Consider the following 23,789-nt stretch of genomic DNA (forward strand, 5'->3'; position numbering starts at 1 on the left):
CCCCCCTCAAGATGAGATTTCCCAGTATGTAAGACCCCTTGTAGACGACGAGGTTGATAGGTTCGAGGTGGAAGTGCGGCAACGTATGCAGCTGACGAATACTAATCGGTCGAGGGCTTAACCTAAGTACCCAACCAAGTGAAGATAAGCTTTGTAGCTAATTCCGAATACTTGATTGGGACCCAGAAATCCTAAGAACATCTAACTTTACGCACGTTTCGTATCTAGTTTTCAAGGCGCAAACCACGCTTTGACTGTTTGGTGATGATGGCGGAGGGGACCCACGCGTTCCCATCTCGAACACGACCGTTAAGCCCTCCAGCGTCGATGGTACTTGAACCGCAGGGTTCTGGGAGAGTAGAACGTTGCCAAGCAGTTTTCCCTGATAGCTCAGTTGGTAGAGCACTCGACTGTTAATCGAGTTGTCACAGGTTCGAGTCCTGTTCGGGGAGCCATTGCTTCCATAGCTCAGTCGGTAGAGTGCATCCATGGTAAGGATGAGGTCACCGGTTCGATTCCGGTTGGAAGCTCCAGTAATTTTCTTTATGGCCCGTTGGTCAAGTGGTTAAGACACCTCCCTTTCACGGAGGTAACAGGGGTTCGAGTCCCCTACGGGTCACCATTTCCATTAAGTTCAATGGAGGCTTAGCTCAGCTGGGAGAGCATCTGCCTTACAAGCAGAGGGTCGGCGGTTCGATCCCGTCAGCCTCCACCATTAACTTCATAAGCCGTTGTAGCTCAACTGGTAGAGCAACTGACTTGTAATCAGTAGGTTGGGGGTTCAAGTCCTCTCGACGGCATGTTTCACATTGGGGATTAGCCAAGCGGTAAGGCAACGGACTTTGACTCCGTCATGCCAAGGTTCAAATCCTTGATCCCCAGTATCTTCTTATGAGTCATTAGCTCAGTTGGTAGAGCACCTGACTTTTAATCAGGGTGTCGTAGGTTCGAATCCTACATGACTCACCATTTGCCTTATTTACAACATGCGCGTATGGCGGAATTGGCAGACGCACTAGACTTAGGATCTAGCGGGTGACCGTGGGGGTTCAAGTCCCTCTACGCGCATTAAATCCTCAGAAGTATTCATACTTCGTGAGGTACCCTGCGGAAGTGGCTCAGCGGTAGAGCATCGCCTTGCCAAGGCGAGGGTCGCGGGTTCGATCCCCGTCTTCCGCTCCAATTTTTTAAGCGCCCTTAGCTCAGCTGGATAGAGTATTTGACTACGAATCAAAAGGTCGGGAGTTCGAATCTCTCAGGGCGCGCCATTTTTTCAAGAACTACATAAACTTTCGGGACGTAGCTCAGCTTGGTAGAGCACCTGCTTTGGGAGCAGGGGGTCGCATGTTCAAATCGTGTCGTCCCGATCTTTATTAACTACGCGGGCGTAGTTTAATGGTAGAACTTCAGCCTTCCAAGCTGATCGCGCGGGTTCGATTCCCGCCGCCCGCTTAACAGCAATGAGATCACCTTCGGGTGGTCTTTTTTCATTTATCTTGCCTATTGATCCCTAGCCAGACAATGGTAAAGAACCTATTCGCAGGTAGCAGATTAGGTTTATTTTATTTATCTGGGGAAAGATAGAGGGGCTTGTGGGATTGAATAAGACATAAATTACCACGGCTAAATCTCTGCTTTTTTTCGATAAAGACTATATGCAGCGGGCGGAATGTGGTAAAATATTCTGAAATGAGTTTTTCTAGCATCTAGCTTTTATAGAGAGAAGCATTAATGCAACATAGTGAATAGATGAGGTGGAGAGTTATGTTAGAGAATGTAAATGGCCAACAGAAGCAAGCTACGAATAACCTGCTGCGCAGGGACGTACGCTTCTTGGGGCACATCCTAGGTGAAGTTCTGGTACATCAAGGCGGGAATAGTTTACTTGATGTAGTCGAGAAAATTCGTGAGATGAGTAAATCTTTAAGAGCACACTATGTCATTGAGATCTATGATGAATTCAAGAAGACGATTTCTTCCTTAGATCCAGAGATTCGTCATCAAGTCATTCGGGCATTCGCTATCTATTTTCAACTTGTTAACATTGCGGAGCAAAACCACCGAATTCGCCGCAAAAGAGATTATGAGCGTTCATCAGGAGAAAATGTTCAACCTGGTTCCATTGAGAGCATTGTCCAAGAACTGAAAAACAATCATATTCCTTTCGAAGAGGTGCAAGAGATACTTAAAGCGATCTCATTGGAGCTGGTAATGACAGCCCATCCAACTGAGGCAATGCGCAGAGCGGTACTTGATATTAATTTGCGTATTTCAGACGGAATGATGAAGCTAGACAACCCTATGTTGACTTATCGTGAGCGTGAACAATTGCGTGAAAAGCTGCTTGGAGAGGTTCTGAACTTATGGCAGACGGACGAGTTGCGTGATCGGAAGCCGACAGTCATCGATGAGGTTCGCAATGGTTTGTACTATTTTGACGAAACCTTGTTCGATGTCCTTCCGGAGATTTATCATGAACTTGAGCGCTGTTTGAATAAATATTATCCGCAAGATACTTGGCATGTGCCTTCGTTCTTGAAGTTCGGTTCTTGGATTGGCGGAGACCGTGATGGAAATCCTTCTGTTAGAGCAAATGTAACGTGGGAGACATTAGGTTTGCATCGTCAATTAGCCCTGCAGAAATATGAGGAAGTACTTAAAGCTGCTCTTGAGCATATGAGTTTCAGTAAGAATATCGTGAACGTGAGCGATGCACTTATTGATTCTATTCAATGTGACCGCGAAGCTTTGGGGAATGTGCAGGACGTTTGGCGTAATGAGAAGGAGCCTTACCGCATCAAGACGACTTACATGATTGAAAAGGTGCATAATACAGGCAACCCTAACGTTCCAGCAAGCCAGAAGTACAACAATCCAGAAGAGTTCATTGCGGATCTTAAAATCATTGATGCTAGTTTGAGAACGCATTTCGCGGACTATGTAGCAGATAAATATACGAAGAAACTGATCCGTCAGGTTGAACTGTTTGGCTTCCACTTAGCAGCTCTGGATATCAGACAGCACAGCAAGGATCACGAAAATGCAATGACTGAGGTCATGGCCAAAATGGGCATTACCAGCGACTACAGCAAGCTCTCGGAAGAAGAGAAGATCCGTCTTCTGACAGATGTGCTGAACGATCCTAGACCGATCACTTCGACATACTTGAATTACTCCGAAGGTACGCAGGAGTGTCTGGACGTCTACCGTACGGTAGGCAAAGCACAGCAGGAATTCGGGCGTAACTGTATCAATAGCTACCTGATCAGTATGACGCAAGGAGCCAGCGACTTGTTGGAAGTGGTTGTATTCTCCAAAGAGGCTGGCTTATACCGTCAAGAGAGCGATGGCAGTGTGACAAGCACATTGCAATCTGTTCCATTGTTCGAAACGATTGATGATTTGCATGCAGCGCCCGGCATCATGAGCACTTTGTTAGCTATCCCAGCTTACAGAGGTAGTCTGGATCCAGAGACACAACTGCATGAAATCATGTTAGGCTACTCGGATAGCAACAAAGACGGCGGTGTGATTACAGCGAACTGGGAACTGCGCATGGCGCTTCAGGATATTACGGAAGCTGCCAAGAAGTTCGGCGTGAAGCTCAAGTTCTTCCACGGCCGCGGAGGAGCGCTAGGACGCGGGGGTATGCCTCTTAACCGCAGTATTCTGGCGCAGCCGGTTGAAACGTTGGGTGGCGGCATTAAGATTACGGAGCAAGGTGAAGTGTTATCTTCCCGCTATTCCCTGCAAGGCATTGCTTACCGCAGCTTGGAGCAGGCGACTTTCGCGTTGATTACAGCTTCCAAATTATCGCGCTCTCCTCAAAGGCACCCACTGGAAGAGAAGTGGGAGTCGATTATGCGTGGTATTTCTGAAGAAGCGCAAACGAAATATCAGGATCTTATTTTCCGCGATGAAGATTTCTTAACTTTCTTCAAAGAATCGACACCGCTCCCGGAAATTGGCGAATTGAATATCGGTTCGCGTCCTTCCAAGCGTAAAAATAGTGATAAGTTCGAAGATTTGCGCGCAATTCCTTGGGTATTCTCATGGACGCAAACCCGTTATTTGCTCCCGGCTTGGTATGCGGCAGGTACAGGGCTTCAAAGCTTCTATCAAGGAAATGCAGCTAATCTCGAAACATTGAAAGAAATGTACGAGGACTGGTCCTTCTTCCGCTCGATGATTGACAATCTGCAGATGGCGCTTGCCAAAGCAGATCTTCAAATCGCCAAAGAATACGGCAATCTAGTGAAGGAATCGGCGATTGCTGAGCGTATTTTCAACCTTATTAGGGAAGAATATGAGCTTACTTCCGCCTTAATATTAGAGATCACAGGGCAACAAGAAATTCTTGATAACGTGCCGGTCATTCAGGAGTCTATCCGCCTTCGTAATCCTTATGTAGATCCATTAAGCTATATGCAGGTTGAACTGTTGACGGAGCTTCGGGCACTTAGGGATAATAATGAGGATGACGCGATTTTGCTGCGTGAAGTATTGCTTACCATTAACGGTATAGCAGCTGGGCTTAGAAATACAGGCTGATCCACAACTTAGTGCATGAAAGATAAGACAGGATGATAAAGTCGAGGGCCACGTCAATCGTTGGCAGCTCGGCTTTTCCTGTACTTACGCTTGGTGCCCATAGACAGGAGTTGTAAACCAACATGGGGCGATGGTTAGCTATGGTCCTTGTAATTGTAGGAGCATCGAGCTACGGCTTGCTGTCATCTTTTATTAAGATGGCCTACGATTCAGGGTTTACGGATGGACAGATTACACCAGCTCAGATGACGATGGGAACTTTACTTGTCTGGCTGCTAATCCTATTTAACAAGAAATCATGGGTTAATCCGTTTAAGGGGCCTTGGGTGAAACTAGGCTTGATCGGCATTTTTGGGTTATCTTTAACGACGGTCTTTTATAATATCGCCTTGCAAGAATTGAATGCTTCTTTATCCATCGTTCTTTTATTCCAATTTACGTGGATGACGATTGCCATGGATTGTATCTTAAAGCGGAGACTTCCAAGGAAAGCCGAAAGTTTGGCCATCGTATTTATTCTGATAGGCACATTGCTTGCGGTAAACGTTCTTGATACGAACTGGGAGCATCTCAGTCTGCTAGGCTTAGTTTATGGTCTACTGTCAGCTTTGACATACAGTGTATTTCTCTTTTTTACCGGACATGTGGTCAGTCCTCTGCCTCCTCTGATGAATTCCGCTATTATGCTTACCGCGGCTATGCCCGTCATGTATATATTGTATCCTCCGACAGTTTTCGTGCATGAGAATGGGAGTATGCTGCTGTTGTGGGGGCTGCTCCTGGGTTTCTTAGGGCAAGTCGTGCCGACTGTGGCGTTCAATATAGGAATTCCGCGTATCGGGGGGACCCTAGCAGCTATGCTGGGATCTGTCGAACTCCCTGTTGCGATCATTGCCGCATATTTAATTATTGGAGAGCCTGTGAATGGGTTACAATGGTTAGGAATGGGTTTAATTCTGGGTGGCATCCTTATTTCTGAAAACAAAACGTGACTTGCTGCGTATGTATCAGAGAGACTTAATCGAATTGTCGAGAAGCCGGAGGAAATCGAATTGAATTTTGTAGAAGCACGTCTGGCCAAGTTAGCCAGGAATGGGGATCGCAATGCTTTTGCAGAGCTTGTAGAGCTCTATAAGGACAAGATTTTCCATTTGGTATACCGTATGTTAAATAACAAGCAAGAGGCTGAGGATGCCGTACAGGAAACTTTCCTGCGCGTGTATACGAATCTGCATCGTTATGATGAGAATCAGAAGTTTTCGACGTGGATTTTTCGAATTGGAACGAATCTATGTATAGATAAACTGCGCCGCAGAAAAAATACGTATTCCCTTGATGCCGAAATGTCGGATGGGGAAGGCAATGATTATTATGCTATGCTCCCGAGTCACGAGGACACACCCGAGAAGCAAGTGATTGTGTCTGAGACACAGGAACAGATTCGTAGAGCCATTAATTCGCTGCCCGAAAAATATAAATCAGTAGTCATCTTGCGCTACCTGCAGGATATGTCGCTGCAAGAGATATCAGATGTGCTGGAAATGCCCGTCACAACAATTAAAACCCGGGTGCATCGCGGTCGTGAGTATTTACGGAAACGGTTGGAGCAGGAGGAGCAAGATGCCAACACAAATCCTGTTCCATTGTGAAACATATTTGAAATCCAAACGTATGGTATACCACAACATGCAAAAGTCTAAGAAAGGGGTGGCTGAATGATGCAATGTAAAGAAGCCCTCCCGCTCATACATGAATACCTCGACGGTGATTTGCAAAGATCGGATTCTCAGCGATTGAAGGAGCATTTGATTTCTTGCCAGGCCTGTCATGCTTTGTTCAAGCAATTGGAGAAAACAGATGCGATGGTGAGAATGCTGCCTCCTGTGAAGGCATCGGATACATTAACGGCACAGATTATGAGCGGACTGCCACAAATGAAGAAAAGAAATACCTGGATGGACTGGATACGCAAGCATCCGGCTGTTTCGGTAGCTGTTGTTTTTGCAACGGTTATGTTTGGAAGTTTCATGTCTATGTGGAATGATGATACGAATCTGATGGTCAAAGGCAATGATCTTCAAGATGTTGTTATTCAGGGAGATACGGTTACTGTTCCGCAGGGGCGTACGGTGAAAGGCGATCTGGTCGTGCAGCGAGGTAAATTGAAGGTGGAAGGCGATGTAACAGGAAACTTAATTGTGATCGATGGTACCCTGAATCTCGCATCCACGGCGCATATTTCCGGCCAAGTTACCCAGGTTAATGAAGCGCTAGGTTGGATTTGGTATAAAATAGGAGAGTTTGTTGGCATGCTCTCGCGTTGATGCATAACGTCCCCATTCGGCTACAGGCTGAGGGGGACTTTTTTTGTTTTTAGAAAAATGAACTAAAGCAGTTTAGGGAACGTCTTGTGAGGAGAGAAAAATAGAAGTATAACAAGGTTTATGTTATGATTCTATTATAGAGAGATCACTGTGTTCAGTCGCTTGGGGGAGAATAATACATGGACTTACTCACGAGCATCTCGGCTAAGGATATCGTTGATATTCTAATCGTTAGCTATGTGATTTATAAGCTAATCCTGCTGGTACGCGGGACAAGGGCCATCCAACTGATGAAGGGGATCCTTGTTGTCGTTATTACCTGGGTATTCAGTATTTGGTTTAAACTCAGTACGTTGCAATGGATGATGAATCAAACATTCACCTTCGGGGTGCTAGGCGTAATTATTATCTTCCAGCCGGAGCTGCGGCGTGCACTGGAGCAGTTGGGCCGCGGGAAGCTGTTTAGCCGTTCGTCCTCGGAAGAAGACCAGGATGTGAATAAACGGATCAATGAAGTCATCCGGGCTGCGAATTATTTGGCCAAGCGAAAGATTGGGGCCTTGATTGTTTTCGAGAAAGAGACCGGTTTAACCGATTATATTGAGTCTGGTATTGCGATAGAGAGCAAGATCAGCGCGGAGCTGCTAATTAATATTTTCATTCCGAATACACCGCTTCATGATGGGGCTGTCATTATTCGACAAGGCCAATTGATGGCGGCGGGCTGCTATTTGCCTCTGTCGGAGAATCCCTTCATAAGCAAAGAACTGGGGACAAGGCATCGCGCAGCCATTGGGATGAGCGAGGTTTCGGATGGGATGTGCGTCATTATTTCAGAAGAGACAGGACAGATTTCTTTGACGATGAATGGTCATATCATTCGGGACATCAAAGAAGAGTCGTTGATTGCCAAATTGTTCGAGGAATTGAAGCCTAAGGCCAAAGCCAACGATAAGAACCCTTTCCTGAAATGGAGGGGCCGTTCGAATGGATAAATGGTTGAGAAATACGAATGTTGTTCGCATTGTTGCACTTGTTGTAGGGATACTGCTATGGGTTGTCGTCCATATGGAGGAAACGAATCTAGCGGGTAATTCTCCCTTGCGCGAGCGTGAAGAAACAATTAATAACGTCGCGATTACGACCAAATATGATGAAACTCATTATCATATTGCCTCGATGTCACCGGCTAATGTTCAGGTCATTTTGAAAGGGAAGGAAGCTTCCGTCAAGAAAGTGACAACGAGTAATACGTATCAAATTGAACTGGATATGACGCAGGTGGGCAAAGGCGATCATCAATTGACGTTGAAACCGGTGGGCTTCCCAGCGGATGTTGAAGTACAGATTGTGCCCAGAATGGTGCATGTCATTATAGAAGAGCTCCAAATGAAAGAAGTACCGGTTGTTATTAATGTGAAAGGTACGCCAGCAGCGGGACTCAAAGCCGGGCAACCGATCGTTAAACCGGGCAAGGTGTATATTACAGCACAAACCAGCAAGCTTGATCAGATCGAGAATGTACGCGGCGAAGTTTCCGTAGATAAGGCGCAATCCGCCGTTACGAAGCAGGTTAGATTGCAAGCTTACGATAAAGACGGCAAGGAAGTCACCGTCAATATGAATCCTTCTGTTGTCGATGTGGAAGTACCGATTACGAGTCCGTTCCAGACGATACCGCTGCAGCTCAAAATAAGCGGCGAGCCACCAAAAGGATTCGCGATTGCTATGGTCACGCAAAGTCCTGACAAGGTGACTGTCTATGGTACGCAGGATGTTGTCGATAAGTTGGAATTCTATCAAGGACCGCAACTGAATATCCAAGATGTCAAAGAAACCAAAGATTATTCACTGGACATTCCTTTGAGGAATAAAGTAACTCAACTGGATCCGGCCAAAGTAACGGTGCGGGTAGAAATTGTTCCTTCCACGACGAAAGCTTTGGAGAATGTCCCACTCACGATTATTGGTCAAAATGAAAACTACTTAACCAAAGTAATAACGCCGGAATCGGCTCAACTGAATATCACCGTAGAAGGTGCGCCTTCAATTATTGACCAAATGAAACTACAGGATGTGCAGGCGATTCTGGATGTTAGTAATTTACCACCTGGTAAGCACGAGCTGAAGGTGACTTTAAACTTGCCAACTTATGTTAAGCTTGGGATGCCGCAAGAAGTGAAGGCCGTTGTAGAAATCAGTGAGAAAACCGTTAAACCTGCTAGTTCAACAAGTCCAAGCACAAGTCCAGCAAATCCATAATGGGTCATAGAGAAAGAGGAGAATATTAGATATGGGGAAATATTTTGGTACAGATGGTGTTCGAGGCGTCGCTAATGGCGAGCTGACACCAGAATTAGCTTATAAAGTAGGCCGCTGCGGCGGTTATGTCTTAACCAGACAAGCAAAGCATCCGAAAGTCGTGATCGGGAGAGATACACGGATTTCGGGGCCGATGCTAGAGGCTTCTTTAGTAGCTGGTTTATTGTCGATTGGTGTCGAAGTTATTCGAATTGGTGTCGTAAGCACACCAGCGGTAGCTTATTTGACGAAGAAGCTTGGCGCAGATGCGGGCGTAATGATTTCGGCTTCGCATAATCCTGTTGAGGACAATGGGATTAAGTTTTTCGGCGGCGACGGCTTCAAGCTGTTGGACGAGACGGAACTTGAAATTGAGCAGCTGCTTGATGCAGCTGTTGATGAATTGCCTCGCCCGGTTGGCGGCGAGATTGGTACGGTTACAGATGAGCCAGATGCGAAGCTTGCTTATCTGGCGTTCTTGAAGGAGACGGTATCCCAGTCTTTCGTTGGATACAAGGTCGTTCTGGATTGTGCGAATGGCTCAGCCTATGAGCTTGCACCTACCATATTCCGCGAGCTGGGAGCGGAAGTAATCACCATCGGCGCTGAGCCGAACGGTCGCAATATCAACGATCATTGCGGCTCCACGCATCCTGAAAACCTGCGCGCTGAAGTGGTGAAACATGGCGCAGCCATAGGTCTTGCTTTTGATGGCGATGCGGATCGTCTGATCGCGATCGATGAGACGGGCGAGGAAGTCGACGGAGACTTCATTCTGAGCATTCTGGGCGACGCGTTGAACCGCGCAGGCAAGCTGAACCACGGCACCATTGTGACAACAGTGATGGCGAATATTGGCTTTTTCAAAGGGATTGAAAAAGCAGGTCTGAAAGCTATGCAAACGGCTGTTGGCGATCGCTACGTGATGGAAGAAATGCGTAAAGGCGGCTATAACTTAGGCGGAGAGCAGTCAGGTCATGTCATTTTCTTGGATTACATCTCTACAGGTGATGGGATTCTAACCGCTTTGCAATTGGTGAACACGATTGTGGAGTCTGGGCGTAAGCTAAGCGAATTGAAAGGTATCATGCGTAAATTCCCGCAACTACTGGTGAATATTCGTGTAGCTGACAAGAGCAAGCTGAAAGACAATGCTGTGATTGAAGAAGCTATTCGCAAAGTAGAAGATGAACTCGGCGACAATGGCCGCGTGTTAGTGCGTCCTTCCGGTACGGAATCCTTGATTCGTGTTATGGCTGAAGGCCCTGACAAGGAACAGGTGGAAGCTTATGTCCATGATATTGCGAAGGTCATCCAAGAACAATTGGTATAATATAGGTCATCCCCCCAAACGTTGTTTGCTAGGCTTCAGCGGATTGGGGGATTTTCCGAAGAAAAAATAAGTTGCACAAGACGCATAAAATGAATATGATGTATTTGACTCAAGAAGGAAAGGCAGGGTAGAGGTTGACCAATAATAATAGCGCCAGAACTCGCAAGCGGAACGGGAAATGTAGCAAAGCTGCTACTACGCAGGTGAGTTGACGAGGTGAAGGTGTTCGAAACATTCGGCGGGGACCTTCCGGCATGAGGAGTGCCGTTAAGTTGGAGAGCAAAAACGTCTGGGCGACCAGGCTGACAAGTATCCAACATCCATTTATTTCAGTATGCACTTATTGATCGTCCAAATATAGATTTATTTAGGCATGTCTTTTTATTATGAACATTAAGATCTTTGAAAAATAGCCCTTGTTGAAGAGGCTTATAAAACTATGGAGGTACTACACTATGTGCGGAATCGTTGGTTATATCGGAAAGCGGAATTCTCAGGAGATTTTATTGGAAGGGCTCAAAAAGCTCGAATATAGAGGGTATGACTCCGCGGGAGTTGCCGTATATACAGCAGATGGTTTGCAGATTAAGAAAGCAAAAGGCCGCATCGCGAATCTTGAATCCAAGCTGGAGGAGACTCCACTGAACGGAAGCGTTGGAATCGGACATACGCGATGGGCGACACACGGTAAACCTTCCGATGTTAATTCGCACCCACACACGGATAATTCTCTGAAATTCTCTGTTGTGCATAACGGAATCATCGAAAATTATATGACCTTGAAGGAAGAGCTTATTGCTAAAGGGCATAATTTTGTATCGGAAACAGATACAGAAGTAATTTCACATCTTATCGCTGATTTATATGAGGGTGATATTCTTAAAGCCGTTCAAAAAGCAGTGAAGTTTATGACAGGCGCATTTGCACTAGGTGTACTGACAGAGTACGAGCCGGATCGACTTGTTGCTGTTCGTCAAGCTAGTCCATTGATCATTGGCATTGGCGAAGGTGAGAACTTCATCGGTTCCGATATCCCTGCTATTCTTGAATACACACGGAATGTGTTCATTTTGAATGATGGCGAAATGGCGCTTTTAACACGAGAAGGTGTCGAATTAATGACGCTCGAAGGCAATTTTATTTCCAGGGAAATGTTTCATGTCGATTGGGACATTGTTACGGCGGAAAAAGCCGGATTTGATCACTTTATGCTGAAGGAAATCTACGAACAGCCCAAGGCTTATCGGGATACGATGGGCAGCCGCATTGCTTCGGATGGAAACAGTGTTACGTTAAACGAACTGACGATTACACCTGAAGCGATTCGCAAGATCAGTCGTGTTCATATTGTTGCCTGTGGTACGGCCTATCATGCGGGCATGGTTGGGAAGTATGTCATTGAGAAAATGGCGCGTATTCCCGTGGAAACGGACGTAGCGTCTGAATATCGTTACCGGTCTCCGATTATTACGAAGGATACCCTCGTTATTGTCGTTAGCCAATCCGGTGAAACCGCGGATACGTTGGCTGCGCTGCGTGAAGCCAAGCGTTGCGGTGCTCACGTTCTGGCCATTACGAACGTTGTTGGCAGTTCTGTAGCTCGCGAAGCGAACGACATTATTACAACGTGGGCGGGGCCTGAGATTGCCGTAGCTTCGACAAAGGCTTATACGTCGCAACTGATTGCTTTTTACCTGCTTGGGCTGCATTTGGCCCAAACACTTGGTACGCAAACAGCTGGACAAATTACGGAAGTTATCACAGCTCTGAAAGAGCTTCCTACCCAAGTGGAAGAGATTCTTGGGCAAGCAGAAGCCTTGAAAGTGGTTGCTGAAGAGATGGCAAAACATGATAACCTCTTCTTCATCGGTAGGGGATTAGACTATGCCGTAGCTCTGGAAGGCTCCTTGAAGCTGAAAGAGATTTCGTACATCCACTCTGAGGCTTACCCTGCTGGTGAATTAAAGCACGGTACGTTGGCTTTGATCGAGGATGGTATTCCAGTTATCGCGTTGGCTACACAGCATGACCTGCTGGAGAAAACGGTCAGCAACATTAAAGAAGTGAAGGCCCGCGGCGCTAACGTGCTAGGAATCGCCGTGGAAGGCGAGCTTGAGCTGCAGAAGTCGGTAGACAGTACTTTTGTGATTCCTAAGACTTTGGATGTGTTATCCTCTGCCTTAGCGGTTATCCCGCTGCAGTTGCTCTCTTATTATGCTTCGTTGGCGCGTGGCAATGATGTTGATAAGCCGCGTAATTTGGCGAAGAGTGTGACGGTGGAGTGATTTTTTACTGATGTGACAGAAGATTGGAGTTTGGTATTAAAGTTGTGTTCCTGATCGCATTAAAGTTGTGTATTGATGGAAAAGTTGTGTTCCGGCGGTATTAAAGTTGTGTACTGAGCTTTAATGTTGTGTTCTATTCGGGATTATAGTTGTGTGCTGAGTAATAAAGTTGGTGCTACGTATTGAAGACCCTGAGTTGGTTTCTCAGGGTCTTCAATACACTTACATCTATATAGAATAGTGGTGTTTTGGGATGAGTGATATAGGATTCCGAATTAAAAGTATTCGTAAAGCGAATAATCTTAATCAATCACAATTTGCTAAGACGATTGGAATTTCCCAAGGCAATTTAAGTGAAATTGAAATGGGAAATAGTAATCCTTCAGCGGAGACATTAATCTCAATTAGAGTTGAGTATAAAGTAAATCTTAACTGGTTGTTAGCTGGATATGACTCGACCGACGGGTTTACATATGATGACAGTAGTGAGAAAAAGTTAATTGAGGAATATAGAAGCTTGAATGATTACGATAAAAATGAAATTATTGAGATTGTTCAGTTAAAAAACAGATTAAGATCGATAACGTCGCCATGAAACAATATTAATTCGAGAGTCAAAGAAAGTTGTTGTGCTGTCTCTAAAAACACACCGCTATCTCACATAATCTGCCTATTACACTTAAAGTTTGACGTCAAACCGAACGAAATCCAGGGAGTCACTCCTGCATTTTGCTCGGTTTTTTCTTTTCCTTACGCACATTCTCAGTTAATATCTAGTGTTAAAAGAAAATAAACTATTAGACTTTGAAAATAAAGTGTTAGACTGAGAAAATATAGTATTAGACCGAACTGTGGCGGTATTTGAATAAAGACACAGAGAGGGTTTGGAGGGAGTTAGTAATTATGGCACACTGTCAGTCTTGTGGTGACAAGAAAGAAGAAAAAGAATTGATTCTTTTTGATGGCACTGCTCATCCCGAACTAAACGAACGACACAAAGGGGAATTTTCTACTCCCATGTCCATTTGTTTGCCATGTTATTATGCGATTACAGGAGTACGTTAAAGGATTGAAAGGAGTGGCTAGTATAGAAATCAATTGGAATGAAATAAACTTAATTCTTCAGGAAAGATCAAGTAAAGCATCATACATGGTACAGCCTAATGAAATGAATAACGAAGATTATTCAAAAATTGTTTTTTTGCTAAATGAGATCGATCGTTTTCCTGATAATCAAAAGACTGTTGCTGAATCAGGAGCTAACCTTAATAAATACCTGTCCGAGAAGTACCGTGATTTATCTACTGACAGTATTAACCGTTTAGTTACCCGATTTTGTTTCGTTAATAGATAGGGTCTTCCTCTAATTGTGGTTATTATGAAGGGGATGTCTACAACAACGGCAGCCTTTTTCTTGGTTACGGTTCGTAATACTTTTGCCCTGTTAATCAACACGTGTGAATGAGATAATGGAGCCAACCGAAGAGAAAAGCGAAATTGATATTTCTTTATGGAACCAATTCTAAGGGGGAGACCACCCATGAGATTAAATGGCAAGCGCATTGCAGATCTAACCGCAGAAGACATTGGCCAGCTTGTATTCAACAAAGTACCCGAATCGATCACACTGGAATACAAAGCAGAAGGACCAGCTCTAAGCAGCGATGGAGATAAAAAGGAATTTCTGGGCGATTTATCGGCCATGGCAAACACTAACGGCGGGTTGCTGATCTTCGGAATAAAAGAAGCCAAAGAAGACGGGAAAAATGCAGGCTATCCGGAAGAAATAACCGGCATTAAAGATCCCCGAAACGGAAATCCCGTAAACGTCGAACAACTGAAACAAGTTTTGGACAGCGTAATCCGAGACAACCTAGCCCCCCGTCTATCCGGAATCGAATACGCACCCATCCAATACGAGGATCGGCTGGTATTCATTATAGGCGTGCCGCGTAGCTTACAGTCCCCGCATATGATCACCTTCAAAAGCGACACCAAATTTTATAAACGAACCAACTCCGGAAAGTATCAAATGGATGTAAGGGAGATTCGAGAGGCGATGTTAAGAACAAGCAGATGGAAAGAAAGCGCAGAGCAATTTAGAGAGGTTCGAATCAACGCAAAACATAGGATAGACACTGGCCCGATCTATGGTGGAACCGTTTTGTTGCATGTCATACCGCTCGGGGACAGGGAAACCATAGATCTCAAGGGGAAGAGGCGGGAAGTGCTGGAGCTATTCCCGGAAATAGTAACAAACCGAGACACTGTAACCTTCAATCTGGATGGACTTAAAAAGCATTCAACATCAGCAGAGGAATACTATTATCAGATTTACCGAAACGGAGGCATGGAATCCTGTGAGATTATTTGTCACGATAAAGACGCGGACGGATCTTGGCAAGTCCAATTGCCCGAGATCACCAATACCGCTCTCAAGCATCTGCACCACTACATGGAGTTTGCCAAAAATCAAAATATCACAGCCCCATTCGTGGTGTTCTTGAGTGTCATTCGTATGGGCAAAGCCTACGTAAGAGTGAGCCATATCGGAAAACAACATTTTTCGCAAGGCGAGGATATGATCCTCTTCCCAGGAGTCGTCATCGATGAGGATAATGCAAATTTGCCTGCAATCATGCAGTCCACATTTGATATCCTCTACCAAGCATGTGGACTAGAATCATGCAATGTCTATGACAGCGCAGGCAATTACACGTTTGACTACTTAAGATAATCCCCGTATGGCCGAAAAAAAGAGGGGCTGTAAAGCACCGTCAATTTAAAGTGGATTTAGGATCTTCTGATAATGAATGGTTTTTCTCTCGGGATATACTGAACGCCCGTTTAGTATATGAAGAAGATTTATTTTTAGACTAAACATGAATCAGTAACAGGAACGGGTTAACCAACTAAATATATAAGTAACAGCAGCGGCAGTCTAAGACTTTATTTTTCAAGCCTTGGTCCGCCGCTGTTTCATTTTTATAGTCAGTCTAATACTTATTTTTCGAAGTCTGACGATTTTCAATCCTCATAAACCCCGTTAATTCAAGTCTTTCGGTCTATAACTTTATTTGTAATTGTCATCTAGCCCATCCCCAATCGTGTTCCCTTTCTCTTTCTTCAAACCTAAAAACTCCAAAAGCCATCACACCTGCATTTCCCCTGATTTCTTTCCCAACTTTTCATGCTAGATGGATTGATCATTTTCTCAATTGTCTTCTTCAAACGGAGACTACTAGTCCCTGATCTTTCCTTATGATTTTCTCCTGCTTTACATTAAACTTTATTTGCATTTTCGCTGGTTTGTCAGGCAGTTCCTCTAAGATTTTATTCGCCTTCGCATTAAACTTTTAGTGGTTTAGCGTAAAGAAGAAATGGGTGGATAAAAGGCTGAGAGACCAAGTGGGGCGGGGATTAGCACGGGTGGAAGTGTGAGGAGGCTAGAGGCAAACTTTAAGACAAATTGACAACTACATTACATTAAGTATTAAAAGATTGTTCCTTATCCACATACTCCTTTCTTTTTATTTACTTAATTAGCTCTCCTAAAACTCAGTTATCGTGCTTTTATAAGTATTATTTCGTTTCGACTGTGGTGTTCTAAAGTATGGTCTTCATTATTGTTATTTAATTGTTGCATAAATTGATAGTAATAAAAGAGAATGAAATGAACAATTAAAAATTTGAAAATTGACAACTTAAACCAAATAACGTATATTCATAAAGAGAAAGAGAGTGAAATGAACAAAGGAGTAATCATGATGTGATAAACCTAATTTCAGGTTGTGACGTATCGGTTGATCGTCTAGATCCATATTATTATCGTAGAACGGTAGAGTTAAAATCGGTATTGTCTGAAGACGAGAAATATACTTTGCTATCTGAATTGTGTGATGAAATTACTGATGGCTCTCGAAAAGCTCGTGATTTTGCGGATCATGGTATTCCTTATTTAAGGGTATCTAACCTCACATCTGGGGGTATAGATGTGAAATTCGCGAAGTTCATATCTTCAACTACTGATATTGAGAAAAAAGCCATTATAAGCTCAGGTGATATACTGATATCTAAGGTGGCATCGATCTGGAAGGTAGCTTTTGTGGATGAAGCTATGGAGGGAGCTGTGATTAGTCCCGATTTAATAAAAATCCGACCCAAAGACAAAGAATCACGGGATTTGCTGATGAAGTTTTTAATGTCGGAAATAGGGCGGTTGTCTTTTTCGAGAATGGTTACTCAGTCGGTTATTCCAAAAATATCTGTAAAGCAAGTTAGCCATATTAAAGTTCCGTTTGTTATTACAGATGTGGGCGATTTGTCTGATAAACAGCAAATAGAAGAGCGTAGAAATTTAAAGACGCAAATTCAAATGTATTATGAAATTGATGATACAAGTAGTTTTTGGGAGATGCCTAAAGAACTGTGGATCAATGAAAGACTTGCTAGTGACCGTCTTGATGTACCGTATTATCAATACCTTAACTCTTCTTTGAATCAAGCGCTAAGTGAACGATTGAAAAGAGAAAAATGGGTTAAGTTAAAACAAATGGCAACAGTTATAAAAAACACTGTAAGTCCATCGGAGTTTAGTAAGAAAGAAATATCTTACATCGGGATGAAAAATATAAACAAGGAAACTTTCGTAGTTGAAAGTGTGGAAAATGTCCTGTTCAATACAGTTAGCAGCAGAGCACGATTTAGGGTTAAAGAAAGAGACATTCTATTAGGGATTGTAGGTCCTACAATCGGGGGAATTACCCAGTCATTAGCATTTGTTCCGAGTTCGTTTCATGATGCAATAGCTTCCAGTGTTTTTGCAGTTATTCGCCCGGTACGATGTTCTACTTACTATTTGCTTTGGTGTTTAATCCACCCATTAGTACGTTTTCAATTTAGGATGCATTGTTTTGGAACGACACAACAGATGTTAAGCACCCACTCGCTTCTCGATACATATGTACCTTTACTGAATCAAGAAAAAGTAGCCGAAATTGAAAAGATCATGAGAGTTTATACAGGGGGTGTGTGATGTTTCTATATGACTATTTGAAAACACCAAAATCAACCGAAGAGTTACAATTTGTTGTCCGGGAGAAAGGGCTAAATTGGAATGGAAAACAAGTTGAACTTTACGCCTTACTAGACCAGGCTATTTTTTCTAATGAGCGTGGGAGTTGGGCAGTTCAACAAGATGATCGCAGGCAGGAAATATTGAATGGTATTGAAAAAGCTTTGGGTGATCGTCCAATGGTCAAAATTGATCCGGATGTGATGAATAATATTTCAGGACAATATATTATATCCATGCTAGAAGTGAAAGAAATTGCTTTGAGTGTCGGACGATATGAATCTCCTAGAGATAACATTTTAAGAATTAAACGAAAATAATACAGGGGGTTGTTAGAATGGAACAGCGAGTAAATGACTTGAAAGACAAATTAAAAATGAAGGGGTATGGCAAGTTCTCTGATCTAAGTATACATGAAGAGGATGGTACGACAATCTTTCTTGCAAAAGATACAGATGCTGAAGATAGTCCAGATAAAAAAGCAATATATGTGAAGGTATTTGCTAGAGATGCAGCGCTATCATTTGATGTGCAAGAATCAGCTTTGATTGAAGCTCAATATCATGAGGCTGCTCCTGATTTTATTTGGGCGACTAATGATGAAGTTAATTATTATGCAGATTGTATTGAGTCAATTCCGTTATCGGAGATCCCATCCGTAATCGATGTTACAAAAAAGGAAAAGAAACCGTTAACGAAAAGGGAATTGTGGTCACAAAAGACCTATTCAACTTTACAGAAAAAATTTGATGATCTTCACGAGTTGCTGTATGGACCTGCGGGAAAGGATAATATTAGCAGCACTAATGAAGCAATTGATGAACTGAGTAAATTTCTATTTATGGAAATTTTTCGTTTGCATCATCCGAATTATGTCCTTCAAGATGGTGAACAAGCAGGATTGAAATTATTGGAGATCTTAAAATTTGAGTATATTGAGGAAAATAGAAAAGAAGCGGTTAAGCAAATCCGTCAAGCATTCAAAGAAATTAAAAATCATGATGATTATGTGGCTACTAACGATCTTGGAGAAAAGTGTTACATCTTTAATGAAGATGAGTATATCAAACTCGAGAATCCAACTAATTATATAGCAGCATTTAAATCTTTTCAAAATCTAGGTCAATTTGAAGATGAGAATGGAATATCAATTAATGCGACATTAAAAGATGTTAGTGGAGATATTTTGGGTCGAATTTTCGATGTGTTAATGCGTGGTAAGTATGACAATAAGGTAGGGCAAGCAACATACTTAACGCCAAGACCGGTAACGGAAGCGATGGTAGAAATGGTATTCCATGATATTATTACTAACCCTAAAGAGGCTTCCAAAATTCTTAGAGTGGACGAAAAGGGAATACCAACATTTCGCATACTTGATGGAACTTGTGGTTCTGCAGGTTTCGAAATCAAAGCTTATGAAGTATTAAAGCGTTACATTTTGAATCAGTTTACAGGAACAATGAAAGATCGGATGCAGCAACTTTTTGAGTTAATGAAAGAACATACTTTTGTTGGCGCAGACAGTTCGAGAAACATGGTGTTGAAAGCGCGTCTTAATATGGCTATGCATGGGTTACCTAAAGCGCCAATATTTTGGGTGGATAATTCCTTAACAACCGCTTCGTTGGAACTCGAACATTATGATATTGTAATCACAAATCCTCCTTTTGGAGCAGGTTCTGTAAAAAATACGACTACAGAGGGTGAGGCTATCTTGAATTATTATACTTCGGGAATAGATGACCATGGAAAGTCTGGGAGAACGGGTTTGTGTTTAGGGGCGAAGCCAAATGCAAACGGAATTTGGAAACAAGTAAATGCTACAGATCAAGCTGTTTTGTTCATTGACCGTTACTTACAATTATTGAAACCAGGAGGACGTCTCATCATTGTTCTACCTGATGGCATATTGAGTAACTCTGGTTATAAGTATGTTCGGGAATATATTATGGGCAAGAAGAATGAAGTCACTGGAGAATTCGAAGGCGGGCGTGCGGTAGTTAAAGCGGTAGTTTCACTTCCAACGGTTACTTTTCAATTATCCGGAACAGGTGCAAAGACATCCTTCTTGTATATTAAGAAAAAAGAACATGAGAACGAGAAACAAGGTCCAGTATTTATGGCTGTTGCTGAAGAAATTGGATTTGATGTTAAGAACAAGCATGAAGTTCAACTTGGCAACGATCGTAACGATTTGTTAAAGATTGTTGAAGCGTATAAGAAGGGGATATAGAAGTTGATATCAAACTATTTGGTAACTACTGTAATTCATATTTCCATATTCTTAAAACATCAATAATATGATCTTGGTAAATAGAAAGGGAGTTAATTGAATTGGCATATTTTTTTACGGTGGTTCCCAATATAGAACTCAATTATAGGCTTGATGCAAATTATTACACGGTAGATGCATTAGAAGATGAAAAAAAAATTAAAGTTTTGGATTTTGACTACTTAGATAATAGGTTGATTTCTCTTGCTAGTGGTGCGACACCCAGTGGTGCTAAATATGTCGACCAAGGAGTTGTATTTATTCGGACACAAAATATTCAAGGTAATATGATTAATAAAGCTGATGTAAAATATATTACTGATGAAGATAATCGGGTTTTAAAACGCTCACAACTACGGAAGAATGACGTGCTTCTAACTATAACGGGAGTTGATTTGGGTCGATCAGCTGTTGTATCTGAAGAATTATTACCTGCAAATATTAATCAACACAGTGTTAGGTTGGAAATTAAAAATTTGGATCCTTACTATGTATCGACTTTTTTTAATTCAAGGTATGGTCAAAGTCAGATTTGGCGTAGAGTTTATGGAGCTACTAGACCTGCTTTAAATTATGATGATATAAAAGATATAATGATACCTACTCCGCGATTTGAAATTCAAAAATACATCGGCAATAAAATTCGTAAAGCCGAAGAATTGCGTGAAGAAGGAAATCGATTAATGGAAAAAGCGGAAGGGATTTTGAATAATAAAATAGGTACAGAATTATATGTTACATTTGAATCAAATGCATCTTTATTTAACTGGGTTGATTATACTTTAATTAATAATACTAGAATAGACGCTGATTATTTTAAAAAGGAGTATTTAGAACAACACAGATATTTTTTTGAGAACAAAGCTAAATTTGAAAGGCTTAATAAAATTTCTGGATTGTCAAAAAAAAGGGTTAATTTCAGTGACTACGGTGAATGTTTTAAATATTTAGATATAAGCTCTTTGGACGAAGAAACTGGCATTTTTAATGAAAATGAGGTTTTAGTTAAAGAAGCCCCTAGTCGTGCTCAAAAAATGGTCCAAACTAATAATGTTCTTGTAGCAACTGTTAGACCCAATCGTAAAGGCGTTGGTCTAGTAACAAGGGAATTTGATGGGCAGGTAAGCTCTACTGGATTTGCAGTATTAAGTGTAGAACATTTTGATACAGACCCGTATTATCTATACCTATTATTGAGATCCGATATTGTAACTAATCAATTGGTGAGATTGACATCAGGGGGGCTCTATCCTGCAATAAATGAAGATGATTTAATGAATATATATATTCCTAATGTATGTCAAGAATCTCAACTTGAAATAGGGAGATCTATAAAGACCTATTTTGAGAACCTTAATTATGCTAAAAAACTAATTTCCGAAGCGATACAAGACATAGAATATCTTATTGAAGGCAAGCTCGACGAATCTAAAATCTCCGAAGAAAGATGACTGATTTGTTAGTGGTGAGGAGAAATATGTTGGATATAAAGAAAGTAGAAAAAGCACTAAAACAGCTGTATGCATACGGTGAAACCGAAAACATTGGGGAATTGGCCTTTTTGCAACAAAATCAACTGATTGAGGTCATAGGTCATAAGGCTGTTATAACTCCAAATTGGATCGATTATGGCAAGCAATTTAAGTTCGAACAGGATCATTTACATTCACTGTTTTGTTTCGATAGAGAGTATCAACAATATTTAATTCAAGTCGCACTGCTTACAGTATTGAAAATTCGTGATGCTCAGGATACAAATGGATTGATAGAATTTGTATCCAAAGTACCAAAGCTAGCTGAATATGTTGTAGCTCTCTTGAAGGAAATCCGATCAGACAACAAAACCTACAACAATATTATTCTTGAAGAAAGAATAAAGCGAATGGAAGCTACTTTTCTGGAGACTAATCATTTTATCTTTGATGGGACACCCCAATATCAACGTATAATCTATTATCTTGAACATGTACAGTTTTATCAAATGAAAGAAGCAATGAGAACAGAATTATTGGGCAATACAATTGACCAAAATTGGATAAAGGGTCGCAAGATATCTTTAGAATTTCAATTATCACTTATTAAGGATTATCCTATTTCAACACTGATATCTTGTGAACCACTGAGAGCATTTTCTAATCCGTTTTTTAATAATCTGTTTTCATACCCTTGGAAGTTATTTGTCTTCTTGTGGTGTGTGGTTCGAGAACATTACGAAGCCCAAGGAACACCGGTTATACGCTTTCGCTTTGTGGATGGACATATTGATGTATTAATCATGTCTAATAAAAACCAAGAGTTCCGGTACGGTGGGTTCAACGAGTTTGCTTTGGCATTTTGCTATATTAACCAATTTCAATTGTTTCCCAATGTACAGCTTAATTTAGAAGGTATATTTAATGAATTTTTTGATCGAAAGGTATTAACAATTGATGATGAGGAATACCGTATGTCCTCACATGTCGAACATGAAATATACAATACTGATATTTTTATTCCGTTAATAGCTAAGAGCAAACTATTACGCCAACGAATGCAGCAGTGGATTGACGAATTGAGGGATAAGGCATGAGCAATATCAAACTGGCTATTGAGCGTTTTTGGATAGAACCGGGGAATTTTGAGATGTGGTGCGATGCACTATCTAAGATTCCATTAGAAACGAAAGCTCGTAATGTTAAAGAACTGGCAAAGTTGTACTTCAATAGAGATACAGATAGTACAGATAAGAAATTAGATCGTTCCAAGGAATTATTCGGGTTAATTGGGTATAACTATTCTAAAACTTCGAGACAACTGGATATTAAAGGTATGTACTTCTTAGAACGCAAAGCTGGGTGTCTATGTCTGACTCAAGATGCAGTGGAACTTATTGATGCGTACCGACAAGGGTATGATTGGGAAAAAAAATTAGCGCTACAATTACTTAGTTATTCACCCAGAACACGCGTTATCATGTTTCTTTTGCTAAATGGGGGCGTGATACAGTCCTATTGTAAATCTATGAATGAATTAGGTAAATGGCAAATTGTGTACGATGGAGTGGTATACTCTCCATTTACAAGTAATTTTTTACTTAATGATATGAACCGAATGCTGCACAGGTTTAAATTACAAGCTCTTGGTCCATTTTGGAAACAAGTTATTGAAGAAAATGGAATTATCCTGGAAGATGAGTGGCAGTTTATTGGATCGAGTGGAATAGAGCCTGCTATTCATAATCTTACTGCTTTTATGCGCTGTCCGATGCAACTATTTGATTATCTAGAATGGTTTGTAGAAATGGCAGATGGGACTAGAATCCTTAATATCAATAAAATAAGTAACGATATTGATGTCAAGAAGTTATTTAATCTCGAGATAACGCAAACTCAGTCTGAACTGCAATGGTTAAAAAACGAGGCGAAAAATTTTGCAGACCATAAAGGTCTTTTTCCAATAGAACCAGTTTTCGAGCAGTTGATGGCTAAGTATTATCCTACTTGGGAAAAAGGTCTGCCAAGATTTATTGATTATTATATAACCACTGGCATAAGTGAAAGATTATTTGTACTTGTTCAGCATGAATCCGGACAACCAAGGCACGGTCGTGGATATTTAGGTAAAAGAGAATATCAGCTAATCAAGTTAGACTTTAATCGTTAGGGGG

At 41.9% G+C, this 23,789-nt stretch carries 17 protein-coding genes, 12 tRNA genes and 2 rRNA genes; all 31 read left to right on the plus strand.

Annotated elements, in window-relative coordinates; genetic code table 11:
* Positions 1-125: ribosomal RNA gene (locus tag IEY34_RS22150) — 23S ribosomal RNA — on the plus strand; the annotation flags it as partial.
* Positions 126-257: 132 nt separating this feature from the next.
* Positions 258-374, plus strand: a 5S ribosomal RNA gene (gene rrf / locus IEY34_RS22155).
* A 5-nt stretch (positions 375-379) separates the two neighbouring features.
* A tRNA-Asn gene (locus IEY34_RS22160) sits at positions 380-455 on the plus strand.
* Positions 456-457: 2 nt separating this feature from the next.
* Positions 458-533 (plus strand) — tRNA-Thr (locus IEY34_RS22165).
* A 14-nt stretch (positions 534-547) separates the two neighbouring features.
* A tRNA-Glu gene (locus tag IEY34_RS22170) sits at positions 548-622 on the plus strand.
* 17 nt (positions 623-639) lie between these two features.
* Positions 640-715 (plus strand) — tRNA-Val (locus tag IEY34_RS22175).
* A 12-nt stretch (positions 716-727) separates the two neighbouring features.
* Positions 728-800, plus strand: a tRNA-Thr gene (locus IEY34_RS22180).
* A gap of 10 nt (positions 801-810) precedes the next feature.
* Positions 811-882 (plus strand) — tRNA-Gln (locus tag IEY34_RS22185).
* 11 nt (positions 883-893) lie between these two features.
* Positions 894-969: transfer RNA gene (locus tag IEY34_RS22190), tRNA-Lys, on the plus strand.
* Positions 970-988: 19 nt separating this feature from the next.
* Positions 989-1,068 (plus strand) — tRNA-Leu (locus tag IEY34_RS22195).
* 39 nt (positions 1,069-1,107) lie between these two features.
* A tRNA-Gly gene (locus tag IEY34_RS22200) sits at positions 1,108-1,182 on the plus strand.
* Between the two features lie 9 nt (positions 1,183-1,191).
* Positions 1,192-1,268, plus strand: a tRNA-Arg gene (locus tag IEY34_RS22205).
* Between the two features lie 25 nt (positions 1,269-1,293).
* Positions 1,294-1,367 (plus strand) — tRNA-Pro (locus tag IEY34_RS22210).
* A 14-nt stretch (positions 1,368-1,381) separates the two neighbouring features.
* Positions 1,382-1,452, plus strand: a tRNA-Gly gene (locus tag IEY34_RS22215).
* A 312-nt stretch (positions 1,453-1,764) separates the two neighbouring features.
* Positions 1,765-4,551: a phosphoenolpyruvate carboxylase gene (gene ppc / locus IEY34_RS22220; protein WP_189015219.1), complete on the plus strand. Its 2,787-nt coding sequence runs from the start codon at positions 1,765-1,767 to the stop codon at positions 4,549-4,551.
* A 122-nt stretch (positions 4,552-4,673) separates the two neighbouring features.
* The gene (locus IEY34_RS22225) at positions 4,674-5,543 is read left to right on the plus strand and encodes a DMT family transporter (RefSeq protein ID WP_189015220.1); all 870 of its coding nucleotides are present in this window, start codon (positions 4,674-4,676) and stop codon (positions 5,541-5,543) included.
* A 60-nt stretch (positions 5,544-5,603) separates the two neighbouring features.
* Entirely contained in the window at positions 5,604-6,200 is a 597-nt protein-coding gene (sigW, locus tag IEY34_RS22230) for an RNA polymerase sigma factor SigW (protein WP_189015221.1), read from the plus strand.
* Positions 6,201-6,266: 66 nt separating this feature from the next.
* Positions 6,267-6,875: a zf-HC2 domain-containing protein gene (locus IEY34_RS22235; RefSeq protein WP_308423042.1), complete on the plus strand. Its 609-nt coding sequence runs from the start codon at positions 6,267-6,269 to the stop codon at positions 6,873-6,875.
* Between the two features lie 179 nt (positions 6,876-7,054).
* The gene (gene cdaA, locus IEY34_RS22240) at positions 7,055-7,870 is read left to right on the plus strand and encodes a diadenylate cyclase CdaA (RefSeq protein WP_189015222.1); all 816 of its coding nucleotides are present in this window, start codon (positions 7,055-7,057) and stop codon (positions 7,868-7,870) included.
* Entirely contained in the window at positions 7,863-9,137 is a 1,275-nt protein-coding gene (locus tag IEY34_RS22245; RefSeq protein WP_189015223.1) for a CdaR family protein, read from the plus strand. Before cdaA ends, IEY34_RS22245 begins: the two co-directional genes overlap by 8 nt.
* 31 nt (positions 9,138-9,168) lie before the next feature.
* Positions 9,169-10,509, plus strand: a complete 1,341-nt coding sequence (gene glmM, locus IEY34_RS22250) for a phosphoglucosamine mutase (protein WP_189015224.1) — start codon at positions 9,169-9,171, stop codon at positions 10,507-10,509.
* A gap of 455 nt (positions 10,510-10,964) precedes the next feature.
* Entirely contained in the window at positions 10,965-12,794 is a 1,830-nt protein-coding gene (gene glmS, locus IEY34_RS22255) for a glutamine--fructose-6-phosphate transaminase (isomerizing) (RefSeq protein ID WP_189015226.1), read from the plus strand.
* 253 nt (positions 12,795-13,047) lie between these two features.
* Positions 13,048-13,389 (plus strand): helix-turn-helix domain-containing protein, encoded by a 342-nt coding sequence (locus tag IEY34_RS22260; protein ID WP_189015228.1) that lies wholly within the window; start codon positions 13,048-13,050, stop codon positions 13,387-13,389.
* Positions 13,390-13,863: 474 nt separating this feature from the next.
* Positions 13,864-14,148, plus strand: coding sequence for a hypothetical protein (locus IEY34_RS22265; RefSeq protein ID WP_189015230.1), 285 nt, complete (start codon positions 13,864-13,866; stop codon positions 14,146-14,148).
* Positions 14,149-14,334: 186 nt separating this feature from the next.
* Positions 14,335-15,531: an AlbA family DNA-binding domain-containing protein gene (locus IEY34_RS22270; protein ID WP_189015232.1), complete on the plus strand. Its 1,197-nt coding sequence runs from the start codon at positions 14,335-14,337 to the stop codon at positions 15,529-15,531.
* Between the two features lie 1,032 nt (positions 15,532-16,563).
* On the plus strand, positions 16,564-17,829 hold the full coding sequence (locus IEY34_RS22275; protein WP_189015234.1) for a restriction endonuclease subunit S: 1,266 nt from the start codon (positions 16,564-16,566) through the stop codon (positions 17,827-17,829).
* Positions 17,829-18,188 carry a hypothetical protein gene (locus IEY34_RS22280; RefSeq protein ID WP_189015236.1) on the plus strand — a complete coding sequence of 120 codons (360 nt, stop codon included), beginning with the start codon at positions 17,829-17,831 and terminating at the stop codon, positions 18,186-18,188. Before IEY34_RS22275 ends, IEY34_RS22280 begins: the two co-directional genes overlap by 1 nt.
* 17 nt (positions 18,189-18,205) lie before the next feature.
* Entirely contained in the window at positions 18,206-20,104 is a 1,899-nt protein-coding gene (locus IEY34_RS22285) for an N-6 DNA methylase (RefSeq protein ID WP_189015238.1), read from the plus strand.
* Between the two features lie 101 nt (positions 20,105-20,205).
* Entirely contained in the window at positions 20,206-21,594 is a 1,389-nt protein-coding gene (locus IEY34_RS22290) for a restriction endonuclease subunit S (protein ID WP_189015240.1), read from the plus strand.
* 26 nt (positions 21,595-21,620) lie between these two features.
* Complete coding sequence (locus IEY34_RS22295; RefSeq protein WP_189015242.1) at positions 21,621-22,712, plus strand: hypothetical protein; 1,092 nt, start codon at positions 21,621-21,623, stop codon at positions 22,710-22,712.
* Positions 22,709-23,785, plus strand: a complete 1,077-nt coding sequence (locus IEY34_RS22300) for a hypothetical protein (RefSeq protein WP_189015244.1) — start codon at positions 22,709-22,711, stop codon at positions 23,783-23,785. The genes IEY34_RS22295 and IEY34_RS22300 overlap by 4 nt, the downstream gene beginning before the upstream one ends.
* The last annotated feature ends 4 nt before the right edge of the window (positions 23,786-23,789 follow it).

The organism is Paenibacillus marchantiophytorum, assembly GCF_014640555.1.
Classification (GTDB): domain Bacteria; phylum Bacillota; class Bacilli; order Paenibacillales; family NBRC-103111; genus Paenibacillus_E; species Paenibacillus_E marchantiophytorum.

Bases quoted from the DNA above. Each gene is read 5' to 3' on its own strand.
- ppc (WP_189015219.1), top strand. From the start codon at position 1,765: ATGTTAGAGAATGTAAATGGCCAACAGAAGCAAGCTACGAATAACCTG.
- IEY34_RS22225 (WP_189015220.1), top strand. From the start codon at position 4,674: ATGGGGCGATGGTTAGCTATGGTCCTTGTAATTGTAGGAGCATCGAGC.
- IEY34_RS22235 (WP_308423042.1), top strand. From the start codon at position 6,267: ATGATGCAATGTAAAGAAGCCCTCCCGCTCATACATGAATACCTCGAC.
- cdaA (WP_189015222.1), top strand. From the start codon at position 7,055: ATGGACTTACTCACGAGCATCTCGGCTAAGGATATCGTTGATATTCTA.
- IEY34_RS22245 (WP_189015223.1), top strand. From the start codon at position 7,863: ATGGATAAATGGTTGAGAAATACGAATGTTGTTCGCATTGTTGCACTT.
- glmM (WP_189015224.1), top strand. From the start codon at position 9,169: ATGGGGAAATATTTTGGTACAGATGGTGTTCGAGGCGTCGCTAATGGC.
- glmS (WP_189015226.1), top strand. From the start codon at position 10,965: ATGTGCGGAATCGTTGGTTATATCGGAAAGCGGAATTCTCAGGAGATT.
- IEY34_RS22260 (WP_189015228.1), top strand. From the start codon at position 13,048: ATGAGTGATATAGGATTCCGAATTAAAAGTATTCGTAAAGCGAATAAT.
- IEY34_RS22270 (WP_189015232.1), top strand. From the start codon at position 14,335: ATGAGATTAAATGGCAAGCGCATTGCAGATCTAACCGCAGAAGACATT.
- IEY34_RS22280 (WP_189015236.1), top strand. From the start codon at position 17,829: ATGTTTCTATATGACTATTTGAAAACACCAAAATCAACCGAAGAGTTA.
- IEY34_RS22285 (WP_189015238.1), top strand. From the start codon at position 18,206: ATGGAACAGCGAGTAAATGACTTGAAAGACAAATTAAAAATGAAGGGG.
- IEY34_RS22295 (WP_189015242.1), top strand. From the start codon at position 21,621: ATGTTGGATATAAAGAAAGTAGAAAAAGCACTAAAACAGCTGTATGCA.
- IEY34_RS22300 (WP_189015244.1), top strand. From the start codon at position 22,709: ATGAGCAATATCAAACTGGCTATTGAGCGTTTTTGGATAGAACCGGGG.